This is a genomic window from Pseudomonas sp. GW821-FHT01A09 (assembly GCF_058986725.1).
Map to the genome: position 1 here is coordinate 99,209 of NZ_JBYSWB010000009.1, position 25,431 is coordinate 124,639.

Sequence of the window (25,431 nt, forward strand, 5' to 3'; positions counted from 1 at the left end):
TCACACCACGACCGGCGCGCCTTGTGCGTCGGTCGTCTGGGCGTCCTTGGGGTCGGCGTGCACCAGCACTTCGGCCAGCGGGAACTCGGCGTTGATGGCCGCCTCGGCCTTGTCGCACAAAGCGTGCGCCGCCGACAGGGTCAACTGCCCCGGCAGCTCCAGATGCAATTGCACGAACCAGTGATTGCCTGACATTCGCGTGCGCAGATCATGGGCCCCCAACACCCCCGGTACGCTGCACGCCAGCGCCAGCATCTGCTCGCTGACGTCCACCGGCAGCTCCTTGTCCATCAGGATGGCGCTGCTCTCCTGCGCGATGTGCACCGCACTCCAGAGGATATACACCGCGATCCCCAGGCCGAACCAAGCGTCCAGTTGCGTCCAGCCAAAGCGGGACAGCACCAGGGCCACCAGAATACTGGCGTTGAGCATCATGTCGGAACGGTAGTGCAGCGAGTCAGCGCGAATGGCCGTCGAGCCGGTTTCCTTGATCACCTTGTGCTGAATCAGCAGCAGCGCTGCGGTCATGATCAGTGACAGCACCATCACCGCGATACCGAGATCAGCCTGGCCCATGGGCTCCGGATTGCGCAGCCGCTCGACGGCCTGCACGGCGATCACCACACCACTGAAGGCCACGAACATCGCTTGCGCCATGCCCGCCATCGCTTCGGCCTTGCCGTGGCCGTAGCGGTGATCGTCATCGGCGGGGCGTAGTGCGTAATGCACCGCCAGCAGGTTGAGGAAGGACGCGGCGCCGTCGAGCACCGAGTCGGTCAGCCCCGCCAGCAGGCTGACCGAGCCACTGAGCCACCAGGCGATGGCCTTGGCGATGATCAGAGTGCCCGCCACCGTGAGAGAGGCACGGGTGGCGAGACGCAGCAGGCGAACGTGGCGATCGGTCGGGGTCATCGGGGGCTCGGATCAGGCGGCGGGAATCAGGCCGTACGCAGCCAGTTGCTGCGCGCTGCCGCGGTGTTCGATCAGGCGCGGATCGTCGAGCGGCAGGTTGCGGCCCAGTTCGGTCTGCAGGATGGCCTGCAGCTTGTGGCGGTCGACCTTGCCGTCGGCGCCGATCGCTTGCTGGAGTTTTTCCGGCGCGACCTGCGCGGTCTTGCCGCCTTCCTGGTAGATGGCGCCGGTGGCGAAATCGACACCGAAGGCGATCAACCCGGGGATCACATAAAACAGAATGCCGATGGCATCGAGGCCGGCGACCAGTGGGTCGATCTTGCCTTCGATCTGGCCGCGGCGGTCAGGCCAGAAGAGGGTACCGCACGCCGTAATCTGGGTAAGCAGCACTGCAACCAGAACACCACCAACGACACGGAAAGGGATGCGCATGAATATCTCCTGAGGGAAGTCGCCACAATACAGGCAAAAGGCCTGTGCTGTACCTCAGACCTGCGAATGCGGGCCGGGTTCGCCGTTATACCGTTAGCCTGGTATAGCCGCTACCCTGGGTTTATTACCCTTTGCGTCGGAGCATCACTGCAGAACCCACCTGTCAGCATTCGATCAGATTCACCGCCAGCCCACCCCGCGACGTCTCCTTGTACTTGTCGTGCATGTCCGCGCCAGTATCGCGCATGGTGCGGATGGCGTGATCAAGGGAAATGAAGTGATCGCCATCGCCGCGCAAAGCCATCTGCGCCGCGTTGATGGCCTTGACCGCGGCGATGGCGTTGCGCTCGATGCACGGCACCTGGACCAACCCGCCGACCGGATCGCAGGTCAGGCCGAGGTTATGCTCCAGGCCAATCTCCGCCGCGTTCTCGACTTGCTTGGGCGTCGCCCCCAGCACTTCGGCCAGGCCAGCGGCGGCCATGGCGCAGGCCGAGCCGACCTCGCCCTGGCAGCCCACTTCAGCGCCAGAAATGGACGCGTTCTTCTTGCACAGAATGCCCACCGCAGCGGCCGCGAGAAAAAACCGCACTACGTCATCGGCACAGGCTTCAGGGTTGAATTTCATGTAGTAGTGCAGCACCGCCGGGATGATGCCGGCCGCGCCGTTGGTGGGCGCGGTGACCATACGCCCGCCGGCGGCGTTCTCCTCGTTGACCGCGAGGGCGAACAGATTGACCCACTCCATGGCGCTGAGCGTCGAGCCGATGACGTTCGGCTTGCCGACTTCCTGCAGACTCTGGTGCAGGCGCCAGGCCCGGCGACGCACGTTCAGGCCGCCCGGCAAAATGCCTTGGGCATTCAGGCCCTGATCGACGCAGCGGCGCATCGCTTGCCAGATGAAGTCGATCCTGGCGCGGATTTCGGCCTCGCTGCGCCAGGTCTTTTCGTTTTCCATCATCAGCGCGGCGATGCTCATGCCGGTCTGCGCACAGAGCCTCAGCAACTCTGCCGCCGAATTGAAATCGTAGGGCAACTCGGTGGCGTCATTATCGAGCTTGCCGCTGGCGGCCTGCGCCGCATCGATGACAAAACCGCCGCCGACTGAATAGTAGGTCTGTTCGATGCACTGGCCGTTCTGCAGGTACGCCAGCAGGGTCATGCCGTTGGGGTGATAGGGCAGGCTTTGCTCCAGCAGGCGCATGTCCCGCGGCCAGTCGAACACCACCTCGTGCTCGGCGCCCAGCAGCAGACGCTGCTCGGCGATCACCGCGTCGACGCGCGGCGCCACGGCGACGGGGTCGACCTGATCGGGCCATTCGCCCATCAAGCCCATCAGCGTTGCGCGGTCGCTGCCATGGCCGATACCGGTGGCCGACAGCGATCCGTACAGCCGCGCTTCAACACGTTCGACCTGGCCGATCTTGCCGCGCTCGCGCAGTTCAGCGGTGAACAGCGCCGCCGCCCGCATCGGCCCCACCGTATGCGAACTGGACGGGCCGATACCGATTTTGAACATGTCGAAGACACTGATAGCCATGATGAACCCATAATGATCGCGTGATGGATGCTTCCATCCTGGGGGCTATCTTTGGTGGAATCCGATGCGCAAACAAACGATAGTTCCTAAGTCATCGTTTAGTGGGGCTCAACAATGAGCAAGATTCTTAACGCGCAGATGCATGCCTGGCTGCAGGTCTTCGCCTGCGCAGCGCGGCATTTGTCCTTTACCCGCTGCGCTGATGAATTGCATGTGACCCCCGGGGCGATCAGCCAGCAGATGAAACAGCTGGAAGATCGCCTTGGCTTTGCGTTGTTCCATCGCGTCGGCCGCGGGCTCGAGCTCACCGCCCAGGGCCAGCGCCTGGCCATCGTCGCCAATGAAGTGCACAGCCGTATCGATGACGAACTGCGCCTGCTGCATTCCGGCGCCATTGGCGGCATCTTCAAGCTGCGCTGCATTCCATCGTTCCTGAGCAAGTGGCTGATGCCGCGCTTGCCGGCGCTGGAGCAGCGTTTCCCGGACGTGGAGTTGCGCATCATCGCCGAGGACAGCAGCGGTTCGTTGCGTGATGATGATTTCGACCTGGCCATCGACCTCAACGACGGCAGCTACGCCGGGTTGATGACCACGCCGCTGCTGGAGGAGGAACTGTTCCCGGTGTGCTCCCCCGGCCTGCTCGAGGGCCGGCCGCCTTTGGATGGTCCAGGACAGTTGGTGCATTACCCGCTGCTGCACGACATCACCGCCTGGCGCGGCAGCTATGAATATGCCGAATGGGAGTTCTACCTGTCTGCCATCGGTGCTCAGGGTATCAACGTGCGCCGCGGCCACACCTTCAACCGCAACCACCTGACCATCGAAGCCGCCCGTCTGGGCATGGGCGTGGCCATCGCCCGCCGCGCGCTGATCACCAACGAGCTGGAACAGGGATCGCTGATCGTGCCCTTCGGCCAGCCGATCAAGGCGCGCAAGAAGTACGTGCTGGCCTACCGTGAAGGGGCGTTGAATACCCCGTCGCGGCGGGCGATTCATGATTGGCTGGTGACGCAGGCGGTGGGCTCGGGGAATACTTTATGACCGGCTCGCCAAGCTCATTCCTACAATAACTGCCCCCGGAGCGCACAATGAAAATCGTCATCGCCCCTGATTCCTTCAAAGACAGCCTTAGTGCCGAAGGGGCCGCCACGGCCATCGCCCAAGGCGTGCGCGATGCCTTTGCGGACGCCGAGCTGGTCCTGTGCCCCATGGCCGATGGCGGTGAAGGCACGGTCGACGCCATCCTCGCCGTGTTGCCCGGCGAGCGCCGCAGCGCCTCGGTCAGCGGCCCGTTGGGCGCCGAGGTCAGCGCCCGTTGGGGCTGGCTGCCGGAGTCGCGCACGGCCATCATCGAAATGGCCGAAGCCAGCGGCTTGCAACTGCTTACCCTGGAGCAGCGCGACGCCTCCCACAGCTGCACCTACGGCACCGGCCAATTGATCCTCGAGGCGGTGGAGGCGGGCGCCGAAAAGATCATCCTTACCATCGGCGGCAGCGCCACCAACGACGGCGGCGCCGGCATGCTGCGGGCGCTGGGCGTGCGCTTCTACGATTTTGCCGGCAGCGAACTGCCGCCCGGCGGCCTGGCCCTGGCGCAACTGTCGCGGCTTGACCTGAGCCACTTCGACCCGCGCCTGCAAGCGCTGCAGTTCTCCGTCGCCGCCGACGTCGACAACCCGCTGTGCGGGCCCCACGGCGCGTCGTTCATCTTCGGCCGCCAGAAGGGCGCCAATCCCCAGCAGATCGAAGCGCTGGATCACGCCTTGGCGCACTTCGCCGACTGCTGCGCCCAGGTGCTCGATCATGACCTGCGTGATGAGCCGGGTGCCGGCGCTGCCGGGGGGATGGGCTTCGCGGCCAAGGCGTTTCTGGGCGCCGAATTCCGCCCGGGCGTCGAGGTGGTCGCCGAGTTGGTCGGTCTGGAAGACAAGACCCGTGGCGCCGACTTGGTCATCACCGGCGAAGGCCGCTGCGACGCCCAGACACTGCGCGGCAAGACCCCCATGGGTGTGGCCCGCGTCGCCCAGCGCCAAGGCGTGCCGGTGGTGATCCTGGCGGGGACCTTGGGCGAGGGCTATCAGGCGTTGTACGAACATGGCATCGACGCCGCGTTTGCCATCGTGTCCGGGCCCATGACGCTGGCCGATGCCTGCGCCGAGGCGCCGCGGTTGCTGCGGGAGCGGGCGCGCGATGTGGTGCGCTTGTGGGGGGTGAGAGGGTAGGTGTCGGATAGGCATGCCGAAAACGCTATCGATGACTTTGCGTCACTGTTTGGCAGAGGTATCGCCATATCCGTGTGGAAGTGAGCTCAGGCTGCGATCAGGCCATTGCAACAGGATAAATCTTGCAGTACAGCCACGCCCCGAGGGTGCATCCATGAGGCATGGCGTAACATATCCACCTCCGCGTTGCGTTGTGATCAAACAGCCTGCGCGTTAACCTCCTGGCCGGCACTGCCTATCAAACACCCGGGCTTGGCAGTCAGTGATCAGGCTCGAACTGATGAACATCCAGAAACGAAAACCCCGACACGAGGCCGGGGTGGGTGTTTCGCGGTCTTTGCAAGGAGTCTTAAGCTCTCGCTCATTGGAGCTCACTGCCAACCTGTCGAGCAATCTACGAGTGGCTGACGCTGGTGTCAACCCTCCGATACCAGCTCCGTGCTGTACGACTCCAGTATCACTTTGCTTCAACAGGCGTATTTGCTGGCGGGGAGGAGGGAGTAAGCGTCGTACTCTCGGCAAATCTATCGATACTCACGTCAACACCCATAACCTGGGCCAATCCTGAAACGAGTCGTTCCGTGGCACTCCTGGAGAACTCGTCTCGCTCAACGCTGGATGCGGCGAAAAAAAGAATGAAGAGCAACGCTACCGTCGTGAAAAAGTTGCCGACAACGCCGCCGACTCCTCCGAACGTCAGACCTTTCAAGAGGTGCCATGCCCGCTCGGAAAATGACTCATGTTGGTGTCTGGCGATGAATGTCCAGAGCCGGTCTTTGAAGTGCGCCTCTAACTCTTCTTGCTTTTCTTGAGCTGCTTGAGCTAGCAGTTCCGAGACGACACGAGTGGCTTTCTCGCGATACATCTCCAAGGCGGGAAGTTCAGCGCAGGCGACGTGATTTCGCAGCTCCACATCCGTAGGTCGGCGCTGGTTGAGACGCTCGAATTCCTGAAGATATTGCTGCTTGCTCTGCTTGTAGAGGCAATAGGCGAGTTGGCCAACGATGTCATCATCATTGGCCACCAATTGCTGGTAGACGACGTTATATTCGATCTGTAAGACGGGCGCAGATCTTGAAGTGGAGTGCTTGCTGGATGCCTTGGAGGGCTTGAGATCGGGCCCTTTCTTCCACATGCTATCGAGAGGCCGAACGCTTGGCTTTGGCAAAGCGCGCGTTGATGGATTCGGCGTTTTCGGAGAGGAAAAGATCACGCGCAAACGCACCAACAGCTTTTTTCGAGCTGTAGCGGCTCAAGACCTTGGACGCAAAATCACCTTTTTTTCCAACTATCGCTTTGAATAGATCGTTCATAAGACCTCCAACAGTGGCTTGAGTATACATCAGTGCGGTGGAGCTACCAGAGAACGATGTACATCCACTGCCACGTTATACTCCCCGCCCTACCCGGGAGCCCCTGCATGCAATCCTTACCCATCGACGCCGCTTTGCCTGCGCTGCGCCACGCCTTGTCCTCTCGCCACGAAGCAGTCCTCGAAGCACCGCCCGGTGCCGGCAAGACCACCCGCGTGCCGCTGGCGATGCTGGGTGAGGCATGGCTCGGCGACCAGACCATCCTCATGCTCGAACCCCGGCGTCTGGCCGCCCGCGCGGCGGCCGAGCGCCTGGCCAGCGAGCTGGGCGAAAAGGTCGGCGAGACGGTGGGTTATCGCATCCGCCTCGAAAGCCGCATCGGCCCGCGCACGCGGATAGAAGTGGTGACCGAGGGGATTCTCACTCGGCGCTTGCAGGACGATCCGGCGCTCGAAGGCGTCGGCCTGTTGATCTTCGACGAATACCACGATTTGCTGATTGGTTCGATTTTAAGCTTATGGTTGTCAAGCTTTAAAGGCAACGCCCACAAGGCGCTGCCTGCTTTTGCTCTTGCTTGAGAATCAAAGCCCACAAGGCTTTGATGCTCCTGCTCCTGCTCCTGCTCCTGCTCCTGCTCCTGCTCCTGCCCTCGCTATTCTTATCTTCAAATCATGCACTTAGGTAGCTCACTGATCCTAACTGGCACTCTCGAGTCCAAATCATCACTCAACGCCCAGCGTATACTGCTTCCCTGCTTTGGGAGCCTTGATGATTTCTCTACCTATTGATCTCGTATTGCCAGACCTACGAGCGGCCCTGGCCAACCGCCACGAAGTAATCCTTGAAGCGCCACCTGGTGCGGGTAAGACCACTCGAGTGCCCCTGGCGCTGCTGAACGAACCTTGGCTTGGTGACCAGAAGATCCTGATGCTCGAACCTCGCCGACTGGCTGCTCGGGCGGCTGCTGAGCGTTTGGCGAGTGAGCTGGGTGAGAAGGTTGGTGAGACTGTCGGCTACCGCATTCGCCTTGAAAGTAAGGTGGGCCCGCGCACCCAAATCGAGGTGGTCACAGAGGGGATCCTGGCTCGCCGGCTGCAAGATGACCCTGCGCTAGATGGTGTGGGTGTGGTCATCTTCGATGAGTACCACCTTCGAAATCTTGACTCCGACCTTGCACTGGCTCTGTGCCTGAGTGCCCGCGAACTGCTGCGTGATGAGCCTTCATTGAAGTTGCTCTTAATGTCCGCCACGTTGGAAGGTGCTCGCCTTTCAAAGGTGCTGAATGATGCGCCCGTCGTCACCAGTGAAGGACGGATGTATCCGGTCTCGACGGTTTGGGGCAGTCCCTACCAACCGGGCGAGCGGATCGATGGGCGGGTCACGGACACCTGCTTGGCTGCGATCAACGAACAGTCCGGAAGCGTTCTGGTTTTCCTTCCGGGGCAGGCAGAGATTCGGCGCGTGGCGGAGACCCTCAAAGAGGAGTTGAGCAGCCGTCCAGAAGTGATCGTATGCCCGCTATACGGTGACCTCGACCTGAATGCACAGCGCGCTGCTATAGACCCGGCACCCAAGGGGTCTCGGAAGATCGTGCTGGCCACGAACATCGCCGAGACTAGCTTGACCATCGAAGGCGTCAGGGTCGTAGTGGATAGTGGTCTCGAACGAGTGCCGAAGTTCGATCCTCGCAGCGGGATGACTCGACTCGACACACAGCGTATCTCTAAGGCCAGCGCTACCCAGCGAGCAGGTCGGGCAGGGCGATTGGAGCCAGGGGTCTGCTATCGCCTGTGGTCTGAGTCGCAGCACGAGCAAATGGCAGGTTACAGCACGCCAGAGATCCTGCAGGCGGATCTCGCAGCCCTGGCACTCCAGTTGGCGCGATGGGGAATGAAGCCGGAGGAGATGACGTGGCTCGACCAACCTCCTTCAGCTCCCTTCGGCCAAGCGAGAGACCTGCTGAAGCGCCTGGGTGCACTCGACGATGCTGGACAGCTCACATTACACGGATCTGCCATGAGCAAGCTCCCAACGCATCCTCGGATCGCTCACATGCTCATCAAAGGCAACGCGATGGGCCTGGACGATCTAGCGTGCAACATTGCGGCGCTGCTCGGTGAGAAGGATATCCTGCGTGGAGCAGGAGCCGATCTTCACACTAGGCTGAGTGCATTGTCGGGCGAGCAACATGCACGTCGAGGCAGTGGCTCGTTTCAGCGGGTGAAGCAGTCTGCTCGGCAGTACCGATCTCTGCTGCGTGGAAGGGCGTCTGGCCCCGTCAGCGAGCCTGATCACCCACGATGGGTAGGTTGCCTATTGGCGTCCGCCTACCCTGACCGAATTGGCCACCAGAGGCGTGCAAGTGCATCCGAATACCGTCTCTCCAACGGGCGGGCCGCCGTGTTCTCAGAGCCCGATGGTCTCACCAAGCACGAGTGGTTGGTGGTAGCCGATTTGGGTAGCCGGCATGGGCAGCGTGAGGAGCGGATCTACTTGGCGAGTGATCTCGATACGGCCCTGTTCGGTGACGAACTGGCTGACCTTGTAAGGCCTGTCGATGAGGTCGATTGGGACGAAAAGGAAGGGGTGCTCAAGGCTGAGCGGCAGCTGAAGATTGGGCAGCTCATCTTATCGACGAAAGCCCTGCCGAGTCTTGATGAGCAAACCCGTTCGTTGGCCTTAGTCAGCCTGGTGAGGCGCAAGGGCATTGAGCTACTGCCTTGGAACCCTGAGCTGCGGCAGTGGCAGGCGCGGGTCGGCTTGCTACGTCAGCTCGATTTCCAGAACGGCCAGGCAGCAAGCAAGTGGCCTGATCTCAGCGATGCCAACTTACTAGAAACGATGGAAGCATGGCTCACGCCGTACATAGGTAAAGTCACAAGGCTCAGTCACTTCAGCCAGCTGGATCTGTCTTCGATAGTCAGAAACCTCTTGCCTTGGCCGCTTCCGCAGGAGCTGGAGGCCCAGGCACCTCAGTCGATCCAGGTGCCGTCCGGCTCGAATATTCGAATCGACTATTCGCAGCATCCCCCCATCCTCGCTGTGCGGCTGCAGGAGCTTTTCGGCTTGGCAGAAACCCCACGCATCGCCCAAGGCGAGCAGCCGCTGGTTTTGCATCTCCTGTCGCCGGCCCGCAGACCCGTACAGGTTACCCAGGATCTCGCAAACTTCTGGCGTAGCACGTACGTGGAGGTGAAAAAGGATCTCAAGGGCCGATACCCAAAGCACCATTGGCCCGAAGATCCATTAGTGGCCGAGGCAACTGCCAGAGCGAAGCCTAGGAAACCCTAAGAGGCGGATACTCTTTAGGGCGTGCCCTGCCGGTCGGCTGTCGTGAACCAAGCCACCGGAGGCGTCTTGGCACTTCGGGCTTCCATCCTCACGCCTCTGGCCATTCGGGCCCGCGTGCTCCGCTTGCGATTGGGTTCTGGGCAATCGATCTAGGTTGTTCTTTGAAGCCATTAAATGCACCTCAGCACTCTCGCAAATCCGCTACCAACTGGTACTGGCTCAATGCCGTACTTAGGATTTGTCTGACGAGACCACTTAAGAATTCATTGACATTTTTTAGGTCTTTAAGGCACGTCAGCTCACCGGTGAACCTATAGACGTTGCCATGTGCAATATGGCTTCTGAGCTCGTAAAGAGCCTTCCAGAGTTTTTTTATTTGAATATCGCCAAAGTGCTTTAATGGCTCGGCCTTGTAATTGGTGAAATTACAGAGAAGCTCCGTCTTGTGCTGGAGCTGCTTGCCAATTGACATTGCTCCTCCTGACGACTTCTTGGTCAATATGCATTCGAGGACGGAGAAATACGAAAGGGTACGCAGCTCAGAAAGATGGGGAAGACTATGGATGTCACCAAAGATAGAGAGTGCTCTTCTCAACCAAGCGTCATCGGCTCTCAGTTCGATCTGACGGTAGTATTCGCTAAGCTGGTCTAATTCAGCCTTTGAGACATGTATGGATGATGCTCGGGTAAAATCCTCTAGCAGCCTGAGGTCAGAATGACTAAAGAAGCCATGCATACCAATACTGTTGCGGTCATCGTCCTTCGCGTAACACGCGTATCCACCAACGGTAAAGTCGTAGGACGCCAATTTGCCTGCGATGTTTAACGTCTCAATGTGATGGTTCCATTTTTTTGTCTCAACTACCAATAGAGTAGATTTTTCTGGTGGTACGTACTTACCTGGCCCAGGCTCGCCTTCTGTTATCTTAACAACAGAACCATGAGGTACGAGAAATGTGGAAAATATCCCCCCATTCTTTAGCAGTGTATTGTAGTGCTCTTGCTCGGTTAATGTCGCTCGCCTAAGTACCGACTTCGCATCAAGTGTAAACGGAAGATTGGTGTCGTCGATTTCTAACTTGTTTAATACAAAGACAAAACCGGTATCGTTCATTGTTTCACTCGATGGCAGGTTTGCGTTAACATTTTCTGGGTGATGAACGGAAGGCAGCTTTAGCCGAGTGCCAACCCATTGAGAACTTCTTTACTTTGCCTAGTCTCATTCATTGGCGAATACTGCCAGTGAGTCGATCAGTTTGGCGAGCTCGGTGAGGTTGGCAGCCTTCACGATGTCGTATTCCCCGAGGCTACTAAGCCGATAAATACGCTGGGCCCTTTTGACCCGCTCAAGTAGGGGCACGACTATCCCCGATGCCCTCTCGAGAAACTCTTTGATGTCCGCTCGGGTTTGAGGAATTTTGTAGCCCTTGGCGGAGCTTGTGATGATGACGTCTTCATCGCGAAGCTTGGCAATGCCACTGGAGCGAATCTTTTGGTCGGTAAGCTCACCAAAGCCCCTATCCTGTAGGTGATCAATGATTTCAGCTGTGGGTACGTAGTCCTTGGTGACGAACTTGCTCTGAAATCGCAAAAAATCCAGGATGCATAATTGTAGGCGCCCATCCTCATCAGGATGCCGGCCTAGCCGCTCACTGAAAAGCTCGGCTTGACGGAGTGCCTCCTCGTGCACCTGGTAGTCGGCATACCCAGATTCGTCCAAGGGTGGCGGCAGAAGATCTTGGTATTTAGGAGGCCACTCCACAAGGTCAAGAGTCAGTTCACGGAGGATGGCCTTGTAGGCTCGCACCACTTCCTCAGAAGCTTTGCCCTCATAAATCTGCGCAACCGTGCCGGCGAAGAAGTCCGCCACTTGGATCAGGACGTCATCCTTACTCGGCTTCGTCCGGAAAGCTTCAGTGTCGCCGAATAGATCGTCAACGAAACGATCTTCAACGTAGCTCTTAAGGCTCTGCTGAAATTCTTGGCCACCATGCTCATCGACGATCATCCGAAGGTTTCGAAAGCTGCCGAACAAACGGTCGTACAGCATTCCGTTGGTGAATTTGACGAAGGAGGTTTTGAACCGAAGGCCGCCGTCCAGGTGGATTCGAGATTTGTCGACGACGGTGAAGTAGAGTTTGAGCGGCAGCTCAGCTAGCTCGCCGAGAATCCGAGCACGGCGATCCGAGTTCTTGGCCTTGAGGGTACTGGATTTGATTTCGCCTGTTTGAAAATGGCGCTTACGTAATGCCTCCGCTTGCCCATAGGCAGCCTCAAGATCTTTCTCAGCTACGAGGATGGAGCAGACCACAAAAAAGCCCGAGCTCCCCTTTTTCGAAGTATCCAGGTCAGAGTTTCCTGACTCGTCTACAAAGGCATACGTTCTATCCAAATCAGTTGCTCCATCAACAGGACTCCGCTCAACGCGTAGGACTGTCCACCGGAAAGGTGATGGCCTCAATTGGTTGCGGTAGTCGTTCCTGGCGCGGGCCCTTCGCTGAACGTGTAGTTGATGACCACGTCATTTCGGATCAGCACGTCGAGAGTCTTCTGGGTGCCTGTCGTAGTAACCTTCATTGTCACCACGTAGCTCTGAGCGTGAGCGGAGCCGTTCGTGTACGTGTAGACCCATTTCTCGTCAGTTTCACTGACAGCGCTCTTGGCGTATGGCTCACCGAACATCGACTTCAACTCAGTCGTTGTGGTTTTTCCTTTGGTTATGCTGGAGACATTGGCCGACGAGAAATCCCGGCCAGCGGTGAAATGAGAGGTGGCGCAGCCAGACAGCGCGATACACACGCCAATAGCCATAATAAGCTTTTTCATATTCGTCCTTGAGCAAGCAAAGACAAGATACTAACCGGCGACAAGGCCAAAAGCCATCAAGCCTCTGGAGCCTTCTGCGACGATCCCTAGACCATCATCGCGCTCGCCCATGGGGATACGAAGGCGATCCTAGGATGGGTCTATATCCCGAGATCACTCTCAAGCCGGAAGTCCCTCAAGCTCAATGGCAGTTCCCGCACGGGCAACCTTCCCAGCAGGCCATCGGCAAGCTCGCCCGCATTACGGCTATACAAAGCGCATGTGTCCGGCACCACCTCTCTGCCAGGCACCATGGCTCCGACTTGGGCCTGGGCGATTCTCAGGATGTTCATTACCTCATCGCCGACCATGTCATTGGTGAGACATTCCACAGTGGGCCTCGCCGGCACCCCTGCCTCGCGCCAGAGTTCGACGACCGTCTGATACAAATTTGATGGCCCAAGGAATCTAAGTGCAGTCTTCCAGAGGAGAGCTTCCTGCAAAATCGTCATGCGGCTTCTGGTCATGGATACAGAGCTGCCTGCAGGTGGCTCAAGCTGGCCGGCAGACCTAGCGAAAACACTGCGCGTTTGTCCATGCTCTATTTCACACAACCCTTAGATCTCAAAAAGCGTCTCGCTTGAGATAGGCGTGAATGGTCGACTTGGCCAACCCCAGTGCTTTCCCAATCTCTGCTAGCGAAGCGCCCTTTGATCTCATTCGTTGGGCGATGGCTAGGTTCTCTGCAGCATTGGCTTTCCGATCCCGGCCAGAAGGTGGTCTCTTCGCCTCCAGCATCTCGTTGATGCTCGAGTACGTCCCTCCCTGATCCAGCTGCGAGAGCTGCCTGTCAATTCTTCGAATTGTTACTTGGCTCGGCTCATCCTCCAGCACGGAAGTCGCCAAGATGATCAGTAGTCCGACGTCGACCCCTAGCTCGATAGCAATGCGGTTCAGCACTTCTACCGTCACCTGGGCCCGCCCACGCTCGATCCTACCTAGATAGGATCGGTCAACGGTGTTCAAGTCCTCCTGCGAGAGACCCTTGCTTTTGCGCACACCCCGAACTACCACGGCAAGCGCTTCATTTAATGACATTCGACATCCTCAACCAATGCGAGGATGGAGCCATATTGCGCTGTTCTGAAACGCGGACTATAGTCCTCATCCGAACGGATGTTACCTACGAAGGCCTCGACCCGCTCCATAGCTACCAAGGCCGACCCGCGTAAATAGGAGAGCCGGCTATCCGCAGTGGATCGTTCTGGATTATTGCCATCCAAAAATCGATGGCGCATCCGCTCAGTCGCTAGTGGGGCTGAGCATGACCACAGTGGCATAAGGAATGGGATGAACGGCCCTATAAATGATGGGCTATTGGACGACGGTGGCGTCGATCTGATGGGCTGTGAGCTCAGCTTGGAAGAGGCTCTGATCGAGGCCAGGAATCATTGCAAATGGATGCCTCTCTGCGTCGTAAAGGAGTGGGTGATCCTCGATGCAATTGTCACCGATGCCGAACGAGAAAAGATCGCGGCACTGGGTTGTCTGCCTGTGTTTCTGTTTGCTCAGAACGTCATGCACGACGAACAGCGTCGGTTCGAGACTGGCCACTGGGTGCGATCTGGGATGGCAACCTCTTTTGATAAGGGCTTCATGTTCGCCACTCGAAACACCGTGTACCTATTGCTTGGCGCAGGCCGCCGTCAGCCATCCTCCATTGAGGCAATTTTCTCCATCTGTTGATGTTAATCGACTGATTAATTACTGGGCCGTGATGTCGACCCAGCGCATGAGGCAACACATGTTCAGAACACAAGACGCTGACCTGATCGGGATGCCAGGTATGTTCGGCGAGGGGGTAGCTCAGTGGCACTCCGTATCACGCCTGCTCAAAACGCACTGGTACCACGTTACCGTTCGCGCTGAGGAAAATGGCCGGAGCACTGAGCTCGTATGCATGATTGATGGGGAGCAAAAGCTCCAACACCTGTTGGTCGCTCAGGACTCCCATATTTCTATCACCGACGTCCAAGTGGTGACGCCGTCGTATATGAACGCCAAGGGCACGTGGAGCATGGAGCCGCTCGCGAAGGTCACCATCGGGATGGACAGCGATGGCTGCGAAGCCTGTGTGCTCGAAGTGGAGAGTGGCGCTGTTTATCACAACTCGCATCGCCCGGGATTCCGCCCTGATTTGCTGACAAACCTCCGCCCGATTTACCTGGCGAGCATGATCAAAACAGCTTGAGGCATACCCAGATTTGCGCACGCAATCAGAAGTGATGATTCCGTGGCAGATTCTTGGTTTAGCTCGATGACAATGGAGCGAGAACGAATGAAAGCAGAGACGGCGAATAACATTGATCTAAATTTTTATAGCAGGCGCCACTCAGATTTTGACTTGCAGCGGTTGATCCGAGCGAAGGCACATAGCTTTTCGAAGCCTGTTACCGCGTACCTCTGCGGTGTCTTTATTACAGCACGTACTGGCGTCGGTGTTGTGTTCGATCATGTCCGGCGAGAGTCCAATGGCCTCTTCGAAGACGGTCATCTGATCCGAACGTCGGAGGTAGTTTCCGTCAAACGTGAAGGACGATTCTGGGTTATGACCACTGAGAATTCTCGGTATGTCATCGCAACGTTCCAGCGGGGGAACGGGCGCTCGAGCCTCCGTGATTTTCTGCGGCACTCAGAAGGGCAGCACCATCCATCACCGCACCGGCTGCAGTAGAGGCTCGGTCGCCGAAGACGACGCATACCAGAAATCCGGAGACGACATGCCGAGCATGGTCATGAAAGCAGGCGAGGTGATCTGCATTGCGTCGGGCATTTATGAAGGGTACGGCAGAACAGGGCCATTCATCGTCGCTCGAGATTTTGATCTAGAGGCATTCGTCGACGAGGCCAAGGCCACTGTCGAAGAACCATGGGAAATTTCTGGGCTTATGCATGAGATCCCTAGGATGCTCCTGGCACAGGGGATAATTACGAAAATGCCGTGTCGTAACATCTACCTAGGCGGTACCGGGGATTTCGAGCTCGGTGAAGAAGCGGAAGATTTCCCATGACACCTAGCGATGTTCATATCGATTTTTTAGGATCTGTTAGTTGTGAGGATCTCATTCAGCTTGGGATAGTTAAGCAGGTAGATCAAGAGCTGCTTACTCGAGCCCTTGAGCTGGTCAAAAATGTCGAGTACGACATTGATGCGCCGTTGTTGGCCGAGGATGAGTGATTATGTGGGGGCAGATCAGATGACCTTAGTATTCGGTCGGATGGTATCCACCGTCGTGCGTCACAGCGGGCGGTGGATATTTTTTTATGCCATCAGGCGGCCCAAGGTACTTGGATGGGTTCAACCATCAAAACCTTGATTTTCTGCTTCGGCGAAGTGATTTCATCATCGCTTTCCACGTAATTTTTCCAGCCTTCATAAGCAGCTTCGATATCCCTGATGGAACTGCATCCCAGGTATGCGTAGGCCTGAGTGTCGATGATTTCGTGCTTGATCGTACTCATCGTCGAACTGTCGCCCAGAGTCATTGATTTCACAGTGATATCAAAGCTAACGTAACTTACAAGAAATTTCATGACTGCCCCAAGGCGTAGTGTTTTCCTGGTTAACTAATGTTGGGCGTCGTGCACGTCGTGATTCTTGACGAAATTTTGAAAGAGTTCAAGAGGTCAGCAAAAATAATCCTCGAATCATTCCTCACCAGTGAGACTTTCGAAGTATCACTTGTGAGGAATAATCGCAAAGTGAAAAACTGGTATCAAGTCGCCCGCTTTTGATTTATCAACCCTGATCGCTGAGGCTCTCGATTCAAGCCTTGTAAATTTTGTAGGATAGGATGAATTGGGGAGGGTGTGCTTTGCCGCTCTGGCAACGGTGACTCAGCTTGGGTGTAGCTAAATGAATAACCCAAGTGGGCTACATCGATTTAACTGAGATCACTTCTACGTACCTGTATTTTTTCCTAGCTGCCTTGGTGGCCTCCTGTTCTGCCAGCAGGGGGCTCAAGGTGTCAACCTCATGAATCATCTCAAACGTCTGGCCTTCATACTCATTGCCGACCCGGAGCGTGACCTTCAGTCTCGGAGTGAACGCTTTCAAGGCTTTCTTCTTCACCAGGGGTTTGCTAACCGGCAGGATCACCACTTCTGGAACCGGTTCCTGAACGGCAGGGGGGAGGGTTGGCGCGCAGACTTCAGCGCTGCCGAACAGGGCACGACGCATCTCTTCTTCAGCTAATTCTTGGTTCATGCGCTGTCTCAGGAGTTGACGGTTTGGGGCATACGCCAATCTAACAGCACGGTTAGCTGCACATCAGAATTGTGGTCTTGGGCCCCAGCCTAAAGAAACTGGTAGCGCCGGCATACTAGGGCGTGCCGCGTTGCGGTCAGCTGTCGTGAACCAAGCCACTTCGTGTCTTGGCCCTCCGGGCTTCCATCTTCACTCCTTCGACCATCCTGGCCTGCGCGCTCCGCTTGCTCATACAGCGGTTACGGAATCCTAGGGTTTACCCTATGTGTCAGTGACCGCCTATCTCTGCAGTGTTTCCATCAACTCGTGCAGGCATCGGTGTGGTTTCGGCCACAAGCGAAAAGACCAATACGGGCGGTTCGGAGACGGCCATTTGATTCGCACTTCTGACGTATTGAAAGTCGAGCGCGAAGGCCAATTCTGGGTGATGACATCCGTTAATTCGCGGTATGTGCTCGCAACGTTTCAGAGGGGCAATGGGCGTAAAAGTTTAAGAGACTACCAGCGCCTGGCATCAGGGCAGCCACACTTCACTCCCCGCATTCTGTAATAACTTTCTTCAAGTCAGATTCGACATGTGGTGGGTTAGGTATCTAACAATCTTTGGGCGTTTTGGACGGTGAATGCAAGCTCAGGAACTGTGCTTCACTGCAAAAACGAGCCAGTCAGAAGAACTTTGGCCACGGCAACATTGCACTGACGTTGCCGATTGAAGTCTCTTGGTTGCGCGACACGGCGTTCGGAGCGGACACAGAGTCGCCACCCAGAGCTAGCCTGCTCAAGCAGCGACGGGTGAACTACGCTTGGAAACTCCGTTTCGCCACCTGTATTTGCATTCGTATGATCCGTATTCGAACATCAAGGCTCTGCGTCAGGTCACCAATGCTTAGCTATGCGGCTATTTTCCGTTAGGCGGTTGTTTAGATAACTGCTCCACGCGCTGGGTTATGAACAAGTAAAGATTGGTAGAAAACATACCTACTAATATTGCCACCAATGACATAGTGTAAAAGCTATTAGGGGTGCTCAGTGCATCCTTCATATCAACCCCGCGTGGAACTAGATGTGGCGCTACGAGAGACACCAATACTCCGCTCTTTATGCTTATCCAAGAAAAGCAGGCCATGAAAGCCGACCCTCCTACCAAAGGCAGTTTATCCACAATGCGTACTTCTGAAAGGAGCAAGCGAGTTCCTGCACCTACGGCACCTAGCAAGAATGGTATCGTGAGCAGTACCCCTGCGTTGAATGCCTGACTGAGAAAAGCCACAGTCTGCTCGTCGAGCTTGTAAACCCCTGGATTTACGTACACGGCAGTGGCAATGATGGACATCGCCCCCAAAAACACTGCAAAAGCCAGGATCAACCTGTAGTTTTCGCTCCTTTTCTTAGCACGAGCCGTGGTGTCATCAACACCAACTGAAGCAGCCTCGTTGAAAGGATTCAACTGGGACGTCTGCGGATCCTGCGATGCATTTGAGGCGTTCGACGGGGTAGTGGATTGGTGATCCTGATCACACGTACAGCTCATGTATCTTCCTTAGTAATTTATTGCATCGACCCCGACAGGGGTGATCCTCACAGGAGCTTGTTCTTTCCGCTTGGCAACCTTATACCTATGCAGCGGGGAGAAGACGAGCTGATCATTTGCGTCATGTTGGGGGGCTGTACCAATGTAGACCTATGTCGGTAGATGGCCTTCTACCACCATCCCCCCAAATCAGTTTACTCTCCAACCAGCCTGACTGGTCAATGTAGTGGTCAACTGATCCCGGACACTGCTTTAAGTTTTTCTTCAGCTACGGCGGCGCTAGGCCTTCGTTGAACTGATGCTGCCGTTGCCAATTGTATCGCTGCAACAGCAATCGACCGATATCCTGTTCGGCCAGGGCAGCGCTCATGTAGCCCACTGCCGGTACCCATTCCGTTTTCAAGCTACGAAATAACCGTTCCATTGGCGCTTTGTCGTGGCAGTTTCCGCGTCGGCTCACCAAAATAAATTTGTCCGAGTTCACTGGCTTTCCTCCGTGATGACGTTTGAAGCTACACGACTGATGGCCAGTTGCCAATAGTAGTTAAGTGACTTCAATTTCAAGCTATACAGCGTTTGTCAGCCCACAGAGTGATCTCGAGAGCACGCACTGGGTAAGCCGGGCAGATAGGCTAAGTTGTCAAGCGGAGCGCGTGACACGCAGGATGAAAGCCATAATGGTCGGGACTTGGCTTTGCTAAACGCCGGTTTATGACAGCCATGCCCTTCTCAACGTTGGTTTGACCAGCTCTGGGGCTCTATGGATAGCGGGGTGAGTTCGGGGGGATCGGGCGACTTTCGCTAGAAAAAATGGCCAGGAGAGCTTTTTTTCTCGCTCTAAAGATACGCCGTTTACTGTTGCGGCATATCGAGAGGCGAGTGCACTTTGCTGTGCCGGAGTAGCGTGCTGCACGCATGTCAGCAGCGCCTCAGCCTGTGAGCAACCACTAGCTGAGATGGGCGCCGTAAGGCCGAGTTCGACTGGTTCGTGGCTCAGGTCACGGCCCCTTCGCGGCACGCGGTTCGCTATAACCGGCATTTTTTTCCTTGACTGACTCCATCACTCAATCCATTCGATGGGTTGTATCAGGATCAGGGCTTCAAGCATTATGTCAATAAGCCGCTACAAATCGAAAATCTCGCAAAGGAGGGCAAAATGCTCGCATTGGTTTTATGGACGCTCGTTGGCACTGGCGCAGTTGGAGGTTTCGCTGGCCATTTGCTTTACGGTGGAAGCTGGGGATGGAACGTAGGGAAAAACGTTTTGCTAGGCATCTGCGCTGCGCTTATGGTTCCCCTGTTTTTCAACACGATATCGAGCACTTTGCTTCAAGAGATCCTGAGCAGTAGTGAGCTTGACTCTACCAAATATCTCATCCTCATTGGGTTCTGCCTCATAGCATCGATCTCCGCCCAGAAATTCATTCGCCTAATGAGTGCTAATGTAATTAAAGAGCTTAGAGAGGTGAAGGAGAAAGTTGAAGCAGTGCAGACCAAAGCGGAGTCGGCCTTGGAAGCGACTGAGAGCTCGATGGAGCCAGAGGCTGGGCCACTGAGTTCGAAGGATAAAGAGTTTTTCGCCGGGTTAGACCATACAACCAAGCTAGTTCTGATCCACCTCCTTGATGGGCCTTACACAATGAGGTCGGCTACAGGTCTAGCTCAAGAGCTTGAGTTAAAACCTGAACTTGTCAACGAAGCTTTGAGTGCTCTACAGGAAATGAATTTTGTAAGACGTGGGGTAAATGCCAAAAACCAAAAAAGATGGTATCTGACTGGCTCGGGAAAGAAAGGAGCTATGGAATTAAAAACGCGTCTAGCACCGGCCTGAGAAAATGGATGCAAGAGTATGAGGCGACATGATGAAGATGGCCCTCCGTGGAGCATGGCTAAGTCGATAGCTATTTTTGCAGAGCCTAGCCTACCATTTGTGGGCTCCTCGGCGCATTCAGCCTCTCCGTGCGCTGCGACCGAAGAGTGTGCCGCAGCCTCAAGCAAGCGGAGCGCGCAGACGTGCGGGATGAGCGCCCGGAGAGCTGAAACGCGGCGCAGCCGTGACTCGGTTCACGCCGGCCCTGTGCCGGAGGCGTCACACCGGTAACGGGGAAGGCTTGAAATGATGAACCCAGCGGTGGTGTGGATGCTCGATATGACCGAGCAAGACATCATGCCCAGTCCCGAGCGGCCGAAAGTTGGTTGGTTAAGCTGTGCGAAAGCGCGAAGGTTGACCTTGATGCGCCTGTATCTTTTAACGATTAATAGATGGACAACTACGGTTCCTGATTCAGCGACCACCCTGCGGTGTATAAAGCACTCTTATCTTCTGATTTTACGGCATCGGGCGCTGTGTTGGCATCAATAACGACCTCTTTCACAATGCGGTTCGTAGTGTAGGTCGGGGCCATACCAAAACCTATTCGTACGTCCGGGCCCGAGTCAACGGGCTTGCTGCTCATTTTTCTATAACGCGCCAAGGCTTCATTCGTTGCCTTTTCGACGTCTTGTACTCTTTTGCTACGTCTGTCTGCCATGCATGCCACCTCACGGTACACCGTTGATAACTTCACAAACCAAAAATGGGCTCGCTATGAGCTGTTTATTCTCGATTACCTGGGGTCAGGACACCCAAGACTCAACGGTGTCCGATCCGTAATCAACCTTCCATTCCTTCAAAATTTTGTGATTCCCGCCTTTGGTTTCAACAACCTCACCGGAATGCGGATTCTTGTACAGCTTCATGGCACGGGGCTTACGAGTGCCCTTCACTGGCGCGGCGGCGGCTTTGCCTGGCTTGACACCGCCTTGAGGATCCAGGATCGACACGATGTCCTTCAAGCCTTTGTTGTACTCGCCGAGCAGAGTGCGCAATTTGCTCTCAAATTCGATCTCTTGCTCGAGGCCTTTGTCACCTTTCATTGCTTCAAGCGCCGCTAGTTGCTCGGCGAGATGGCGTTCGAGTTGGCGGAATTCAGCGAGTTTTGACATTGGAGCTCCAAGTATCGAGTTGTTTGTTTCTCGAACGATTCTAGCACCAGCCAAAGCTGTAAGTATGGCGTTCGCTAATCGATTTTTTTACACTGACGCTATGCTCTCAGAGGTAATCAGATTATCTGGCTACGACTGCTGCCTGGCAAAGTTGGAGGTTCCGATGCCCTCTGCGATCAAGCCGAAACCAAAGTCTAAACGAGGTCGGCCAAGCCAAGAGTCTCAACGAGTGCTCTACCAAATCAAGATTCATGGGTGGGACGTGTCGTGGTCGTTCGGCCTAGCTTCGTCCTACTATTCAAGAGCTGACGAAGGTAGCTATAGCGAGTACATGATCCTCACCCTCAAAGGTAAGGTGATGTACCCAAAGGGGTTCAAATATCCCGACGTCGAATGCCAGCTTTCAGCAGATCCAAGGCTTTCACAAGACGTTGCTCCGGCCACGAGTATTGGCTCCTTGAGCGCCACCGAATCGCGATTAATAGCGTATATACCAGTTCGTCGAGAACGGATGGGAGCCTTGATCGCAGGGGCTGATCGATTTTGTAATCTGCAACTGAGCGCTGCCCCTCTGCGCTATCGGCGGGCGCTAGTGATGTCGATCAATCTAGACTCAGAGGCGGAGCCAGACTGCTGATCGGGCCCATGCTTGGCGCGGCGATGCCCTTGGGCTTTTTAACAGCGAAATGCTGCGTAGTGCGACTTCAAGGATGAGAGCTAGACCTCGATCCTATGATCGCCGAATGGGCCAGCTGCCGCAGAGAAAGGACTTTGGCGTACTGGTAGAAGCAAGCCGGTACCATGGCCAGGTAGCTTGCTCTTTCTTCATGATGCTATGGGCGGCTGCCGCTCTCTGCGCTGCTATCACGCAATACGGAAACCCCATTTTGTCTTCAAAGCCCTGACGATGTGAAAGCCTCACGCTATCATGGTGCCATCTATACCCCGGTGCTAGAGCTGGGTTCCTTTGGCGGATCATCGCGCCGCGAATATTTCAGGAATGTCTTTATGACGGATCAAAAGAAGGCTGACCACGTGTCCAGCCTAGCTGAGCAGGCACTCATCCAAGCCCGTGCGCGTTTTGGAACAATTGACACCACGCCAGAAGCCGAGCCCGAACCGCAGAAAAAGAAGCCAGGCCGCAAAGCCGCTGTAAGCAGCACGAGCAGCACCCTGCAGGATCTGGAAAAAACGTTGTGGGCCACTGCCGACAAGCTGCGCGCCAATATGGACGCCGCCGAATACAAGCACATCGTGCTCGGTCTAATTTTTCTCAAGTACATCTCCGACAGCTTCGCTGGTCGCCGCGCTGAGCTGGAGCGTCGTTTTACCGATGCCGTTGATGACTATTACCTGGGCAGCGACGATCCCGAGCTTTTGGCCGAAGAGCTAGAAGAACGGGACTACTACAAAGAAGTGAATGTGTTCTGGGTACCGGAAGCGGCACGTTGGGAGGCCATCCGGGCCAACGCCAAGCAGGTCGACATCGGCAAACGCATCGATGAGGCCTTGGCCGAGATTGAAGCGGAAAACCCGTCGCTGAAAAACATCCTGGATAAACGCTATGCCCGCGCCCAGCTGCCGGATGGCAAGCTCGGCGAGTTGGTGGATCTGATTTCCGTCATTGGCTTTGGTGGTGATGCTCACCAGGCACGCGACCTGCTCGGTCAGGTCTATGAATATTTCCTCGGCCAATTTGCCAGCGCCGAAGGCAAGCGCGGCGGACAGTTCTACACCCCAGCGAGCATCGTCAAGACCCTGGTCGCGGTGCTCAATCCGCACCACGGCAAAGTCTACGACCCTTGCTGCGGCTCGGGCGGCATGTTCGTGCAATCGGAAAAATTCATCGAGGCTCATGGCGGCAAACTCGGTGACGTGTCGATCTACGGGCAGGAGTCCAATCCGACCACCTGGCGCTTGGCGGCGATGAACCTGGCCATTCGTGGTCTTGACTTCAACTTGGGCAAGGAGCCGGCTGACAGCTTTGTGCGCAGCCAGCACAGTGACCTGCGCGCCGATTTTGTGCTGGCCAATCCGCCGTTCAACGTCAGTGACTGGTGGCATGGCAGCCTTGAGGGCGATCCGCGTTGGGTTTATGGCACCCCGCCGCCAAGCAACGCTAATTTTGCCTGGCTGCAGCACATGCTGTTCCACCTCAAGTCCGATGGCCGTGCCGGTATCGTCCTAGCCAACGGCTCGATGAGCTCTAGCCAGAACAATGAAGGCGATATTCGCAAAGCTATGGTTGAAGGTGATGTGGTCGAGGTGATGGTTGCGCTGCCAGGCCAACTATTCTTCAACACGCAGATTCCAGCTTGCTTGTGGTTTTTGGCCAAGCAGAAGATCAAACGTCCAGGCGAGGTGTTGTTTATTGATGCGCGCAAGCTCGGCACTCGCATTAGCCGGGTGCAAATCGAACTGTCGGACAGAGACATAGAGCGAATAGCGCAAACGGTGGCCAACTGGCGGGGCTTGCCGCTGGACGCCGGTGGGGAGGTTGAGGAATACAACGACATGGCCGGCTTCTGCCGCAGCGTGCCCCTGGCTGAAATCGCTGAGCATGGCCATGTGCTGACCCCTGGTCGCTATGTTGGCGCTGAGGCCGTCGAGGATGACGACGATGCCTTTGCCGACAAATTGCAGAACCTCGCAGCTTTGCTTGGTGAGCAGATAGCCAAGGGTGCAAAGCTCGATCAGTTGATCCGAAAGAAATTAGAGGGGTTGGGCTATGAGATCTGAGTGGCCATCTGTTACTGTTGAGCAAGTGTGCGAGTTGATTGTTGACTGCGTCAACAAAACAGCCCCGGTTGTGCCATACGCAACGCCATACCGAATGATTCGTACGACAAACATTCGGGATGGTCGCGTTAACCTTGAAAGTTGTCGGTTTGTTGATTATAAAACATACGAGAAATGGACAAGGCGGGCAAAGTTGCAGTATGGCGACGTGCTACTGACCAGGGAGGCTCCTATCGGCGAGGTAGGATTTGTTAATATCCCTCAAGGACTCTTTCTTGGCCAAAGAGTGATGCAGTACCGAGCAAACCCGCGAATACTTCACCCGCGTTTTCTGCATTATACATTTCAGTCTCCTTCGCTTCAGCATCAGTTTGGCAGTCATGAAGGTTCTGGATCTGTAGTAAGTCATATTCGAGTTGGCGATTGTTTCAAATTCAAAATTCCGCTGCCGCCACTTGATATTCAGGAAATGATAGCTGGTTTTCTTGGTGCTCTCGACGACCGAATCAGCCTCCTTCGCGAAACCAACTCCACCCTGGAAGCTGTCGCCCAAGCACTTTTCAAATCGTGGTTCGTCGATTTTGATCCGGTACGCGCCAAGGCGGAAGGGCTGGCGCCAAAAGGAATGGATGAGGCCACAGCGGCGCTGTTTCCAGATAGCTTTGAGGAGTCGGTGCTGGGGGTCGTACCTATGGGGTGGCGACTATTACCTTTAGAAGTTGCTTATGAAGTCAATCCTTCACGTAAGCTTAAGAAGGGCGAAGTGGCGCCCTATCTTGACATGGCAAGTGTCGGTACGCGAGGCCATATTATCAGCGGCGTAGTTGAACGACAGATGGGTTCTGGAACCAAATTCATCAACGGAGATACTCTTCTCGCTCGTATCACACCTTGCCTTGAAAATGGCAAATCCGCTTTCGTCGATTTCCTATCGGCCAGTCAGACCGGGTGGGGCTCGACTGAGTTTGTAGTGCTGCGCCCAAAAGCACCACTACCGCCTTATCACGGCTATTTGTTGGCTCGGCACCCTGCGTTTCGTGAGCATGCAATTCAGAGCATGTCCGGCACGAGTGGACGGCAGCGAGTGCAGAATGATGTCCTTGGGCGGTACCCCGTAGCTGTTCCTGTTGATGAAATTTCGGATGCCTTCGAAAATATAGTTAGTGGGATCCAACAGAAAATTTCGGCTAATGCCGAGCAAGCCAAAACACTTACTCAACTCCGCGATACCCTACTGCCGCGCCTGATCTCCGGTCAATTGCGCCTATCGAAAGCTGAGACGATCATCGAGAAGGTTTGTGCATAAGCAGTAAATCAGCTGCTTATACTGAGGGATACGCCTACGGGCTAGCTCAGCTTAACCAGACACTACAGCGAGCAACCTTGGCCGGTTA

General features: G+C 56.0%; 26 protein-coding genes and 3 pseudogenes. 13 read left to right on the top strand and 16 right to left on the bottom strand.

The window, feature by feature from the left end:
* The 3 genes from AC3WJP_RS12885 to AC3WJP_RS12895 form a co-directional block, all read right to left on the bottom strand.
* Window positions 1-912 (bottom strand): cation diffusion facilitator family transporter, encoded by a 912-nt coding sequence (locus AC3WJP_RS12885; protein WP_493721697.1) that lies wholly within the window; start codon window positions 910-912, stop codon window positions 1-3.
* A 12-nt stretch (window positions 913-924) separates the two neighbouring features.
* A complete protein-coding gene (pmcY, locus tag AC3WJP_RS12890) occupies window positions 925-1,344 on the bottom strand; it encodes a periplasmic Zn2+ metallochaperone PmcY (protein WP_493721698.1) in 420 nt (139 codons plus the stop codon).
* A 163-nt stretch (window positions 1,345-1,507) separates the two neighbouring features.
* Complete coding sequence (locus AC3WJP_RS12895) at window positions 1,508-2,884, bottom strand: L-serine ammonia-lyase (protein WP_493721699.1); 1,377 nt, start codon at window positions 2,882-2,884, stop codon at window positions 1,508-1,510.
* 114 nt (window positions 2,885-2,998) lie between these two features.
* Here AC3WJP_RS12895 and AC3WJP_RS12900 point away from each other — a divergent pair, with 114 nt between their 5' ends.
* Window positions 2,999-3,925, top strand: a complete 927-nt coding sequence (locus AC3WJP_RS12900; protein ID WP_493721700.1) for a LysR substrate-binding domain-containing protein — start codon at window positions 2,999-3,001, stop codon at window positions 3,923-3,925.
* Window positions 3,926-3,972: 47 nt separating this feature from the next.
* Entirely contained in the window at window positions 3,973-5,106 is a 1,134-nt protein-coding gene (locus tag AC3WJP_RS12905) for a glycerate kinase (RefSeq protein ID WP_493721701.1), read from the top strand.
* Window positions 5,107-5,563: 457 nt separating this feature from the next.
* Here the strand turns inward: AC3WJP_RS12905 and AC3WJP_RS12910 are convergent, their stop codons facing one another.
* Together AC3WJP_RS12910 and AC3WJP_RS12915 are read right to left on the bottom strand one after the other, a co-directional pair.
* Window positions 5,564-6,241, bottom strand: a complete 678-nt coding sequence (locus tag AC3WJP_RS12910) for a hypothetical protein (RefSeq protein ID WP_493721702.1) — start codon at window positions 6,239-6,241, stop codon at window positions 5,564-5,566.
* Window position 6,242: 1 nt separating this feature from the next.
* On the bottom strand, window positions 6,243-6,419 hold the full coding sequence (locus AC3WJP_RS12915) for a hypothetical protein (RefSeq protein ID WP_493721703.1): 177 nt from the start codon (window positions 6,417-6,419) through the stop codon (window positions 6,243-6,245).
* A gap of 107 nt (window positions 6,420-6,526) precedes the next feature.
* Here AC3WJP_RS12915 and AC3WJP_RS12920 point away from each other — a divergent pair.
* Together AC3WJP_RS12920 and hrpB are read left to right on the top strand one after the other, a co-directional pair.
* Window positions 6,527-6,946: pseudogene (locus AC3WJP_RS12920) on the top strand (DEAD/DEAH box helicase); the annotation flags it as partial.
* 241 nt (window positions 6,947-7,187) lie between these two features.
* On the top strand, window positions 7,188-9,710 hold the full coding sequence (gene hrpB / locus AC3WJP_RS12925; protein ID WP_493721704.1) for an ATP-dependent helicase HrpB: 2,523 nt from the start codon (window positions 7,188-7,190) through the stop codon (window positions 9,708-9,710).
* A gap of 181 nt (window positions 9,711-9,891) precedes the next feature.
* On the opposite strand, the gene AC3WJP_RS12930 is transcribed toward hrpB, so the two are convergent.
* From AC3WJP_RS12930 to AC3WJP_RS12950, 5 genes are all read right to left on the bottom strand, one after another.
* Window positions 9,892-10,824, bottom strand: coding sequence for a hypothetical protein (locus tag AC3WJP_RS12930; protein WP_493721705.1), 933 nt, complete (start codon window positions 10,822-10,824; stop codon window positions 9,892-9,894).
* Between the two features lie 105 nt (window positions 10,825-10,929).
* Entirely contained in the window at window positions 10,930-12,102 is a 1,173-nt protein-coding gene (locus AC3WJP_RS12935; RefSeq protein WP_493721706.1) for a DUF3800 domain-containing protein, read from the bottom strand.
* 65 nt (window positions 12,103-12,167) lie between these two features.
* Window positions 12,168-12,536, bottom strand: a complete 369-nt coding sequence (locus AC3WJP_RS12940) for a hypothetical protein (protein WP_493721707.1) — start codon at window positions 12,534-12,536, stop codon at window positions 12,168-12,170.
* A 140-nt stretch (window positions 12,537-12,676) separates the two neighbouring features.
* Complete coding sequence (locus AC3WJP_RS12945) at window positions 12,677-13,042, bottom strand: hypothetical protein (RefSeq protein ID WP_493721708.1); 366 nt, start codon at window positions 13,040-13,042, stop codon at window positions 12,677-12,679.
* A gap of 97 nt (window positions 13,043-13,139) precedes the next feature.
* The gene (locus tag AC3WJP_RS12950) at window positions 13,140-13,613 is read right to left on the bottom strand and encodes a helix-turn-helix domain-containing protein (RefSeq protein WP_493721709.1); all 474 of its coding nucleotides are present in this window, start codon (window positions 13,611-13,613) and stop codon (window positions 13,140-13,142) included.
* A gap of 252 nt (window positions 13,614-13,865) precedes the next feature.
* Here AC3WJP_RS12950 and AC3WJP_RS12955 point away from each other — a divergent pair, with 252 nt between their 5' ends.
* The 5 genes from AC3WJP_RS12955 to AC3WJP_RS12975 all read left to right on the top strand — a co-directional run bounded on the left by AC3WJP_RS12955 (window position 13,866) and on the right by AC3WJP_RS12975 (window position 15,753).
* Entirely contained in the window at window positions 13,866-14,261 is a 396-nt protein-coding gene (locus tag AC3WJP_RS12955) for a DUF6957 family protein (RefSeq protein ID WP_493721710.1), read from the top strand.
* 58 nt (window positions 14,262-14,319) lie between these two features.
* Window positions 14,320-14,766 carry a hypothetical protein gene (locus AC3WJP_RS12960; protein WP_493721711.1) on the top strand — a complete coding sequence of 149 codons (447 nt, stop codon included), beginning with the start codon at window positions 14,320-14,322 and terminating at the stop codon, window positions 14,764-14,766.
* An 87-nt stretch (window positions 14,767-14,853) separates the two neighbouring features.
* The gene (locus AC3WJP_RS12965) at window positions 14,854-15,249 is read left to right on the top strand and encodes a hypothetical protein (RefSeq protein WP_493721712.1); all 396 of its coding nucleotides are present in this window, start codon (window positions 14,854-14,856) and stop codon (window positions 15,247-15,249) included.
* A 46-nt stretch (window positions 15,250-15,295) separates the two neighbouring features.
* A complete protein-coding gene (locus AC3WJP_RS12970; RefSeq protein WP_493721713.1) occupies window positions 15,296-15,586 on the top strand; it encodes a hypothetical protein in 291 nt (96 codons plus the stop codon).
* A complete protein-coding gene (locus tag AC3WJP_RS12975) occupies window positions 15,583-15,753 on the top strand; it encodes a hypothetical protein (RefSeq protein WP_493721714.1) in 171 nt (56 codons plus the stop codon). The genes AC3WJP_RS12970 and AC3WJP_RS12975 overlap by 4 nt, the downstream gene beginning before the upstream one ends.
* Before the next feature lie 92 nt (window positions 15,754-15,845).
* Here AC3WJP_RS12975 and AC3WJP_RS12980 read toward each other — a convergent pair whose 3' ends face one another.
* Both AC3WJP_RS12980 and AC3WJP_RS12985 read right to left on the bottom strand, forming a co-directional pair.
* Window positions 15,846-16,109 (bottom strand): hypothetical protein, encoded by a 264-nt coding sequence (locus AC3WJP_RS12980; protein WP_493721715.1) that lies wholly within the window; start codon window positions 16,107-16,109, stop codon window positions 15,846-15,848.
* Between the two features lie 340 nt (window positions 16,110-16,449).
* Window positions 16,450-16,782 (bottom strand): hypothetical protein, encoded by a 333-nt coding sequence (locus tag AC3WJP_RS12985; RefSeq protein ID WP_493721716.1) that lies wholly within the window; start codon window positions 16,780-16,782, stop codon window positions 16,450-16,452.
* Between the two features lie 265 nt (window positions 16,783-17,047).
* Here AC3WJP_RS12985 and AC3WJP_RS12990 point away from each other — a divergent pair.
* Window positions 17,048-17,332 (top strand): annotated as a pseudogene (locus tag AC3WJP_RS12990) (hypothetical protein); the annotation flags it as partial.
* Window positions 17,333-17,680: 348 nt separating this feature from the next.
* Here AC3WJP_RS12990 and AC3WJP_RS12995 read toward each other — a convergent pair.
* Together AC3WJP_RS12995 and AC3WJP_RS13000 are read right to left on the bottom strand one after the other, a co-directional pair.
* Entirely contained in the window at window positions 17,681-18,229 is a 549-nt protein-coding gene (locus AC3WJP_RS12995; RefSeq protein WP_493721717.1) for a hypothetical protein, read from the bottom strand.
* A 314-nt stretch (window positions 18,230-18,543) separates the two neighbouring features.
* A pseudogene (locus tag AC3WJP_RS13000) lies at window positions 18,544-18,773 on the bottom strand (IS3 family transposase); the annotation flags it as partial.
* A gap of 696 nt (window positions 18,774-19,469) precedes the next feature.
* On the opposite strand from AC3WJP_RS13000, the gene AC3WJP_RS13005 reads away from it, so the two are divergent.
* Window positions 19,470-20,144 carry a YEATS-associated helix-containing protein gene (locus AC3WJP_RS13005; protein WP_493721718.1) on the top strand — a complete coding sequence of 225 codons (675 nt, stop codon included), beginning with the start codon at window positions 19,470-19,472 and terminating at the stop codon, window positions 20,142-20,144.
* Window positions 20,145-20,583: 439 nt separating this feature from the next.
* Here AC3WJP_RS13005 and AC3WJP_RS13010 read toward each other — a convergent pair whose 3' ends face one another.
* Window positions 20,584-20,844 carry a hypothetical protein gene (locus AC3WJP_RS13010; protein WP_493721719.1) on the bottom strand — a complete coding sequence of 87 codons (261 nt, stop codon included), beginning with the start codon at window positions 20,842-20,844 and terminating at the stop codon, window positions 20,584-20,586.
* Window positions 20,845-20,929: 85 nt separating this feature from the next.
* A complete protein-coding gene (locus AC3WJP_RS13015; protein ID WP_493721720.1) occupies window positions 20,930-21,298 on the bottom strand; it encodes a histone-like nucleoid-structuring protein, MvaT/MvaU family in 369 nt (122 codons plus the stop codon).
* Window positions 21,299-22,306: 1,008 nt separating this feature from the next.
* Here AC3WJP_RS13015 and AC3WJP_RS13020 point away from each other — a divergent pair.
* Together AC3WJP_RS13020 and AC3WJP_RS13025 are read left to right on the top strand one after the other, a co-directional pair.
* Window positions 22,307-24,037 carry a class I SAM-dependent DNA methyltransferase gene (locus AC3WJP_RS13020; RefSeq protein ID WP_493721721.1) on the top strand — a complete coding sequence of 577 codons (1,731 nt, stop codon included), beginning with the start codon at window positions 22,307-22,309 and terminating at the stop codon, window positions 24,035-24,037.
* A gap of 94 nt (window positions 24,038-24,131) precedes the next feature.
* Window positions 24,132-25,343, top strand: coding sequence for a restriction endonuclease subunit S (locus AC3WJP_RS13025; protein WP_493721722.1), 1,212 nt, complete (start codon window positions 24,132-24,134; stop codon window positions 25,341-25,343).
* The last annotated feature ends 88 nt before the right edge of the window (window positions 25,344-25,431 follow it).

What these genes read in the sequence shown, in the direction of transcription:
- AC3WJP_RS12895 (WP_493721699.1), bottom strand. Translation starts at nt 2,884, where the DNA reads ATGGCTATCAGTGTCTTCGACATGTTCAAAATCGGTATCGGCCCGTCC.
- AC3WJP_RS12980 (WP_493721715.1), bottom strand. Translation starts at nt 16,109, where the DNA reads ATGAAATTTCTTGTAAGTTACGTTAGCTTTGATATCACTGTGAAATCA.
- AC3WJP_RS12945 (WP_493721708.1), bottom strand. Translation starts at nt 13,042, where the DNA reads ATGACCAGAAGCCGCATGACGATTTTGCAGGAAGCTCTCCTCTGGAAG.
- hrpB (WP_493721704.1), top strand. Translation starts at nt 7,188, where the DNA reads ATGATTTCTCTACCTATTGATCTCGTATTGCCAGACCTACGAGCGGCC.
- AC3WJP_RS12910 (WP_493721702.1), bottom strand. Translation starts at nt 6,241, where the DNA reads ATGTGGAAGAAAGGGCCCGATCTCAAGCCCTCCAAGGCATCCAGCAAG.
- AC3WJP_RS12985 (WP_493721716.1), bottom strand. Translation starts at nt 16,782, where the DNA reads ATGAACCAAGAATTAGCTGAAGAAGAGATGCGTCGTGCCCTGTTCGGC.
- AC3WJP_RS13020 (WP_493721721.1), top strand. Translation starts at nt 22,307, where the DNA reads ATGACGGATCAAAAGAAGGCTGACCACGTGTCCAGCCTAGCTGAGCAG.
- AC3WJP_RS12940 (WP_493721707.1), bottom strand. Translation starts at nt 12,536, where the DNA reads ATGAAAAAGCTTATTATGGCTATTGGCGTGTGTATCGCGCTGTCTGGC.
- AC3WJP_RS12955 (WP_493721710.1), top strand. Translation starts at nt 13,866, where the DNA reads ATGAACGGCCCTATAAATGATGGGCTATTGGACGACGGTGGCGTCGAT.
- AC3WJP_RS12975 (WP_493721714.1), top strand. Translation starts at nt 15,583, where the DNA reads ATGACACCTAGCGATGTTCATATCGATTTTTTAGGATCTGTTAGTTGT.
- AC3WJP_RS13025 (WP_493721722.1), top strand. Translation starts at nt 24,132, where the DNA reads ATGATTCGTACGACAAACATTCGGGATGGTCGCGTTAACCTTGAAAGT.
- AC3WJP_RS12970 (WP_493721713.1), top strand. Translation starts at nt 15,296, where the DNA reads ATGCCGAGCATGGTCATGAAAGCAGGCGAGGTGATCTGCATTGCGTCG.
- AC3WJP_RS12915 (WP_493721703.1), bottom strand. Translation starts at nt 6,419, where the DNA reads ATGAACGATCTATTCAAAGCGATAGTTGGAAAAAAAGGTGATTTTGCG.
- AC3WJP_RS12960 (WP_493721711.1), top strand. Translation starts at nt 14,320, where the DNA reads ATGTTCAGAACACAAGACGCTGACCTGATCGGGATGCCAGGTATGTTC.
- AC3WJP_RS12965 (WP_493721712.1), top strand. Translation starts at nt 14,854, where the DNA reads ATGAAAGCAGAGACGGCGAATAACATTGATCTAAATTTTTATAGCAGG.
- AC3WJP_RS13005 (WP_493721718.1), top strand. Translation starts at nt 19,470, where the DNA reads ATGCTCGCATTGGTTTTATGGACGCTCGTTGGCACTGGCGCAGTTGGA.
- AC3WJP_RS12950 (WP_493721709.1), bottom strand. Translation starts at nt 13,613, where the DNA reads ATGTCATTAAATGAAGCGCTTGCCGTGGTAGTTCGGGGTGTGCGCAAA.
- AC3WJP_RS12885 (WP_493721697.1), bottom strand. Translation starts at nt 912, where the DNA reads ATGACCCCGACCGATCGCCACGTTCGCCTGCTGCGTCTCGCCACCCGT.
- AC3WJP_RS12930 (WP_493721705.1), bottom strand. Translation starts at nt 10,824, where the DNA reads ATGAACGATACCGGTTTTGTCTTTGTATTAAACAAGTTAGAAATCGAC.
- AC3WJP_RS12905 (WP_493721701.1), top strand. Translation starts at nt 3,973, where the DNA reads ATGAAAATCGTCATCGCCCCTGATTCCTTCAAAGACAGCCTTAGTGCC.
- AC3WJP_RS12900 (WP_493721700.1), top strand. Translation starts at nt 2,999, where the DNA reads ATGAGCAAGATTCTTAACGCGCAGATGCATGCCTGGCTGCAGGTCTTC.
- AC3WJP_RS13010 (WP_493721719.1), bottom strand. Translation starts at nt 20,844, where the DNA reads ATGGCAGACAGACGTAGCAAAAGAGTACAAGACGTCGAAAAGGCAACG.
- pmcY (WP_493721698.1), bottom strand. Translation starts at nt 1,344, where the DNA reads ATGCGCATCCCTTTCCGTGTCGTTGGTGGTGTTCTGGTTGCAGTGCTG.
- AC3WJP_RS13015 (WP_493721720.1), bottom strand. Translation starts at nt 21,298, where the DNA reads ATGTCAAAACTCGCTGAATTCCGCCAACTCGAACGCCATCTCGCCGAG.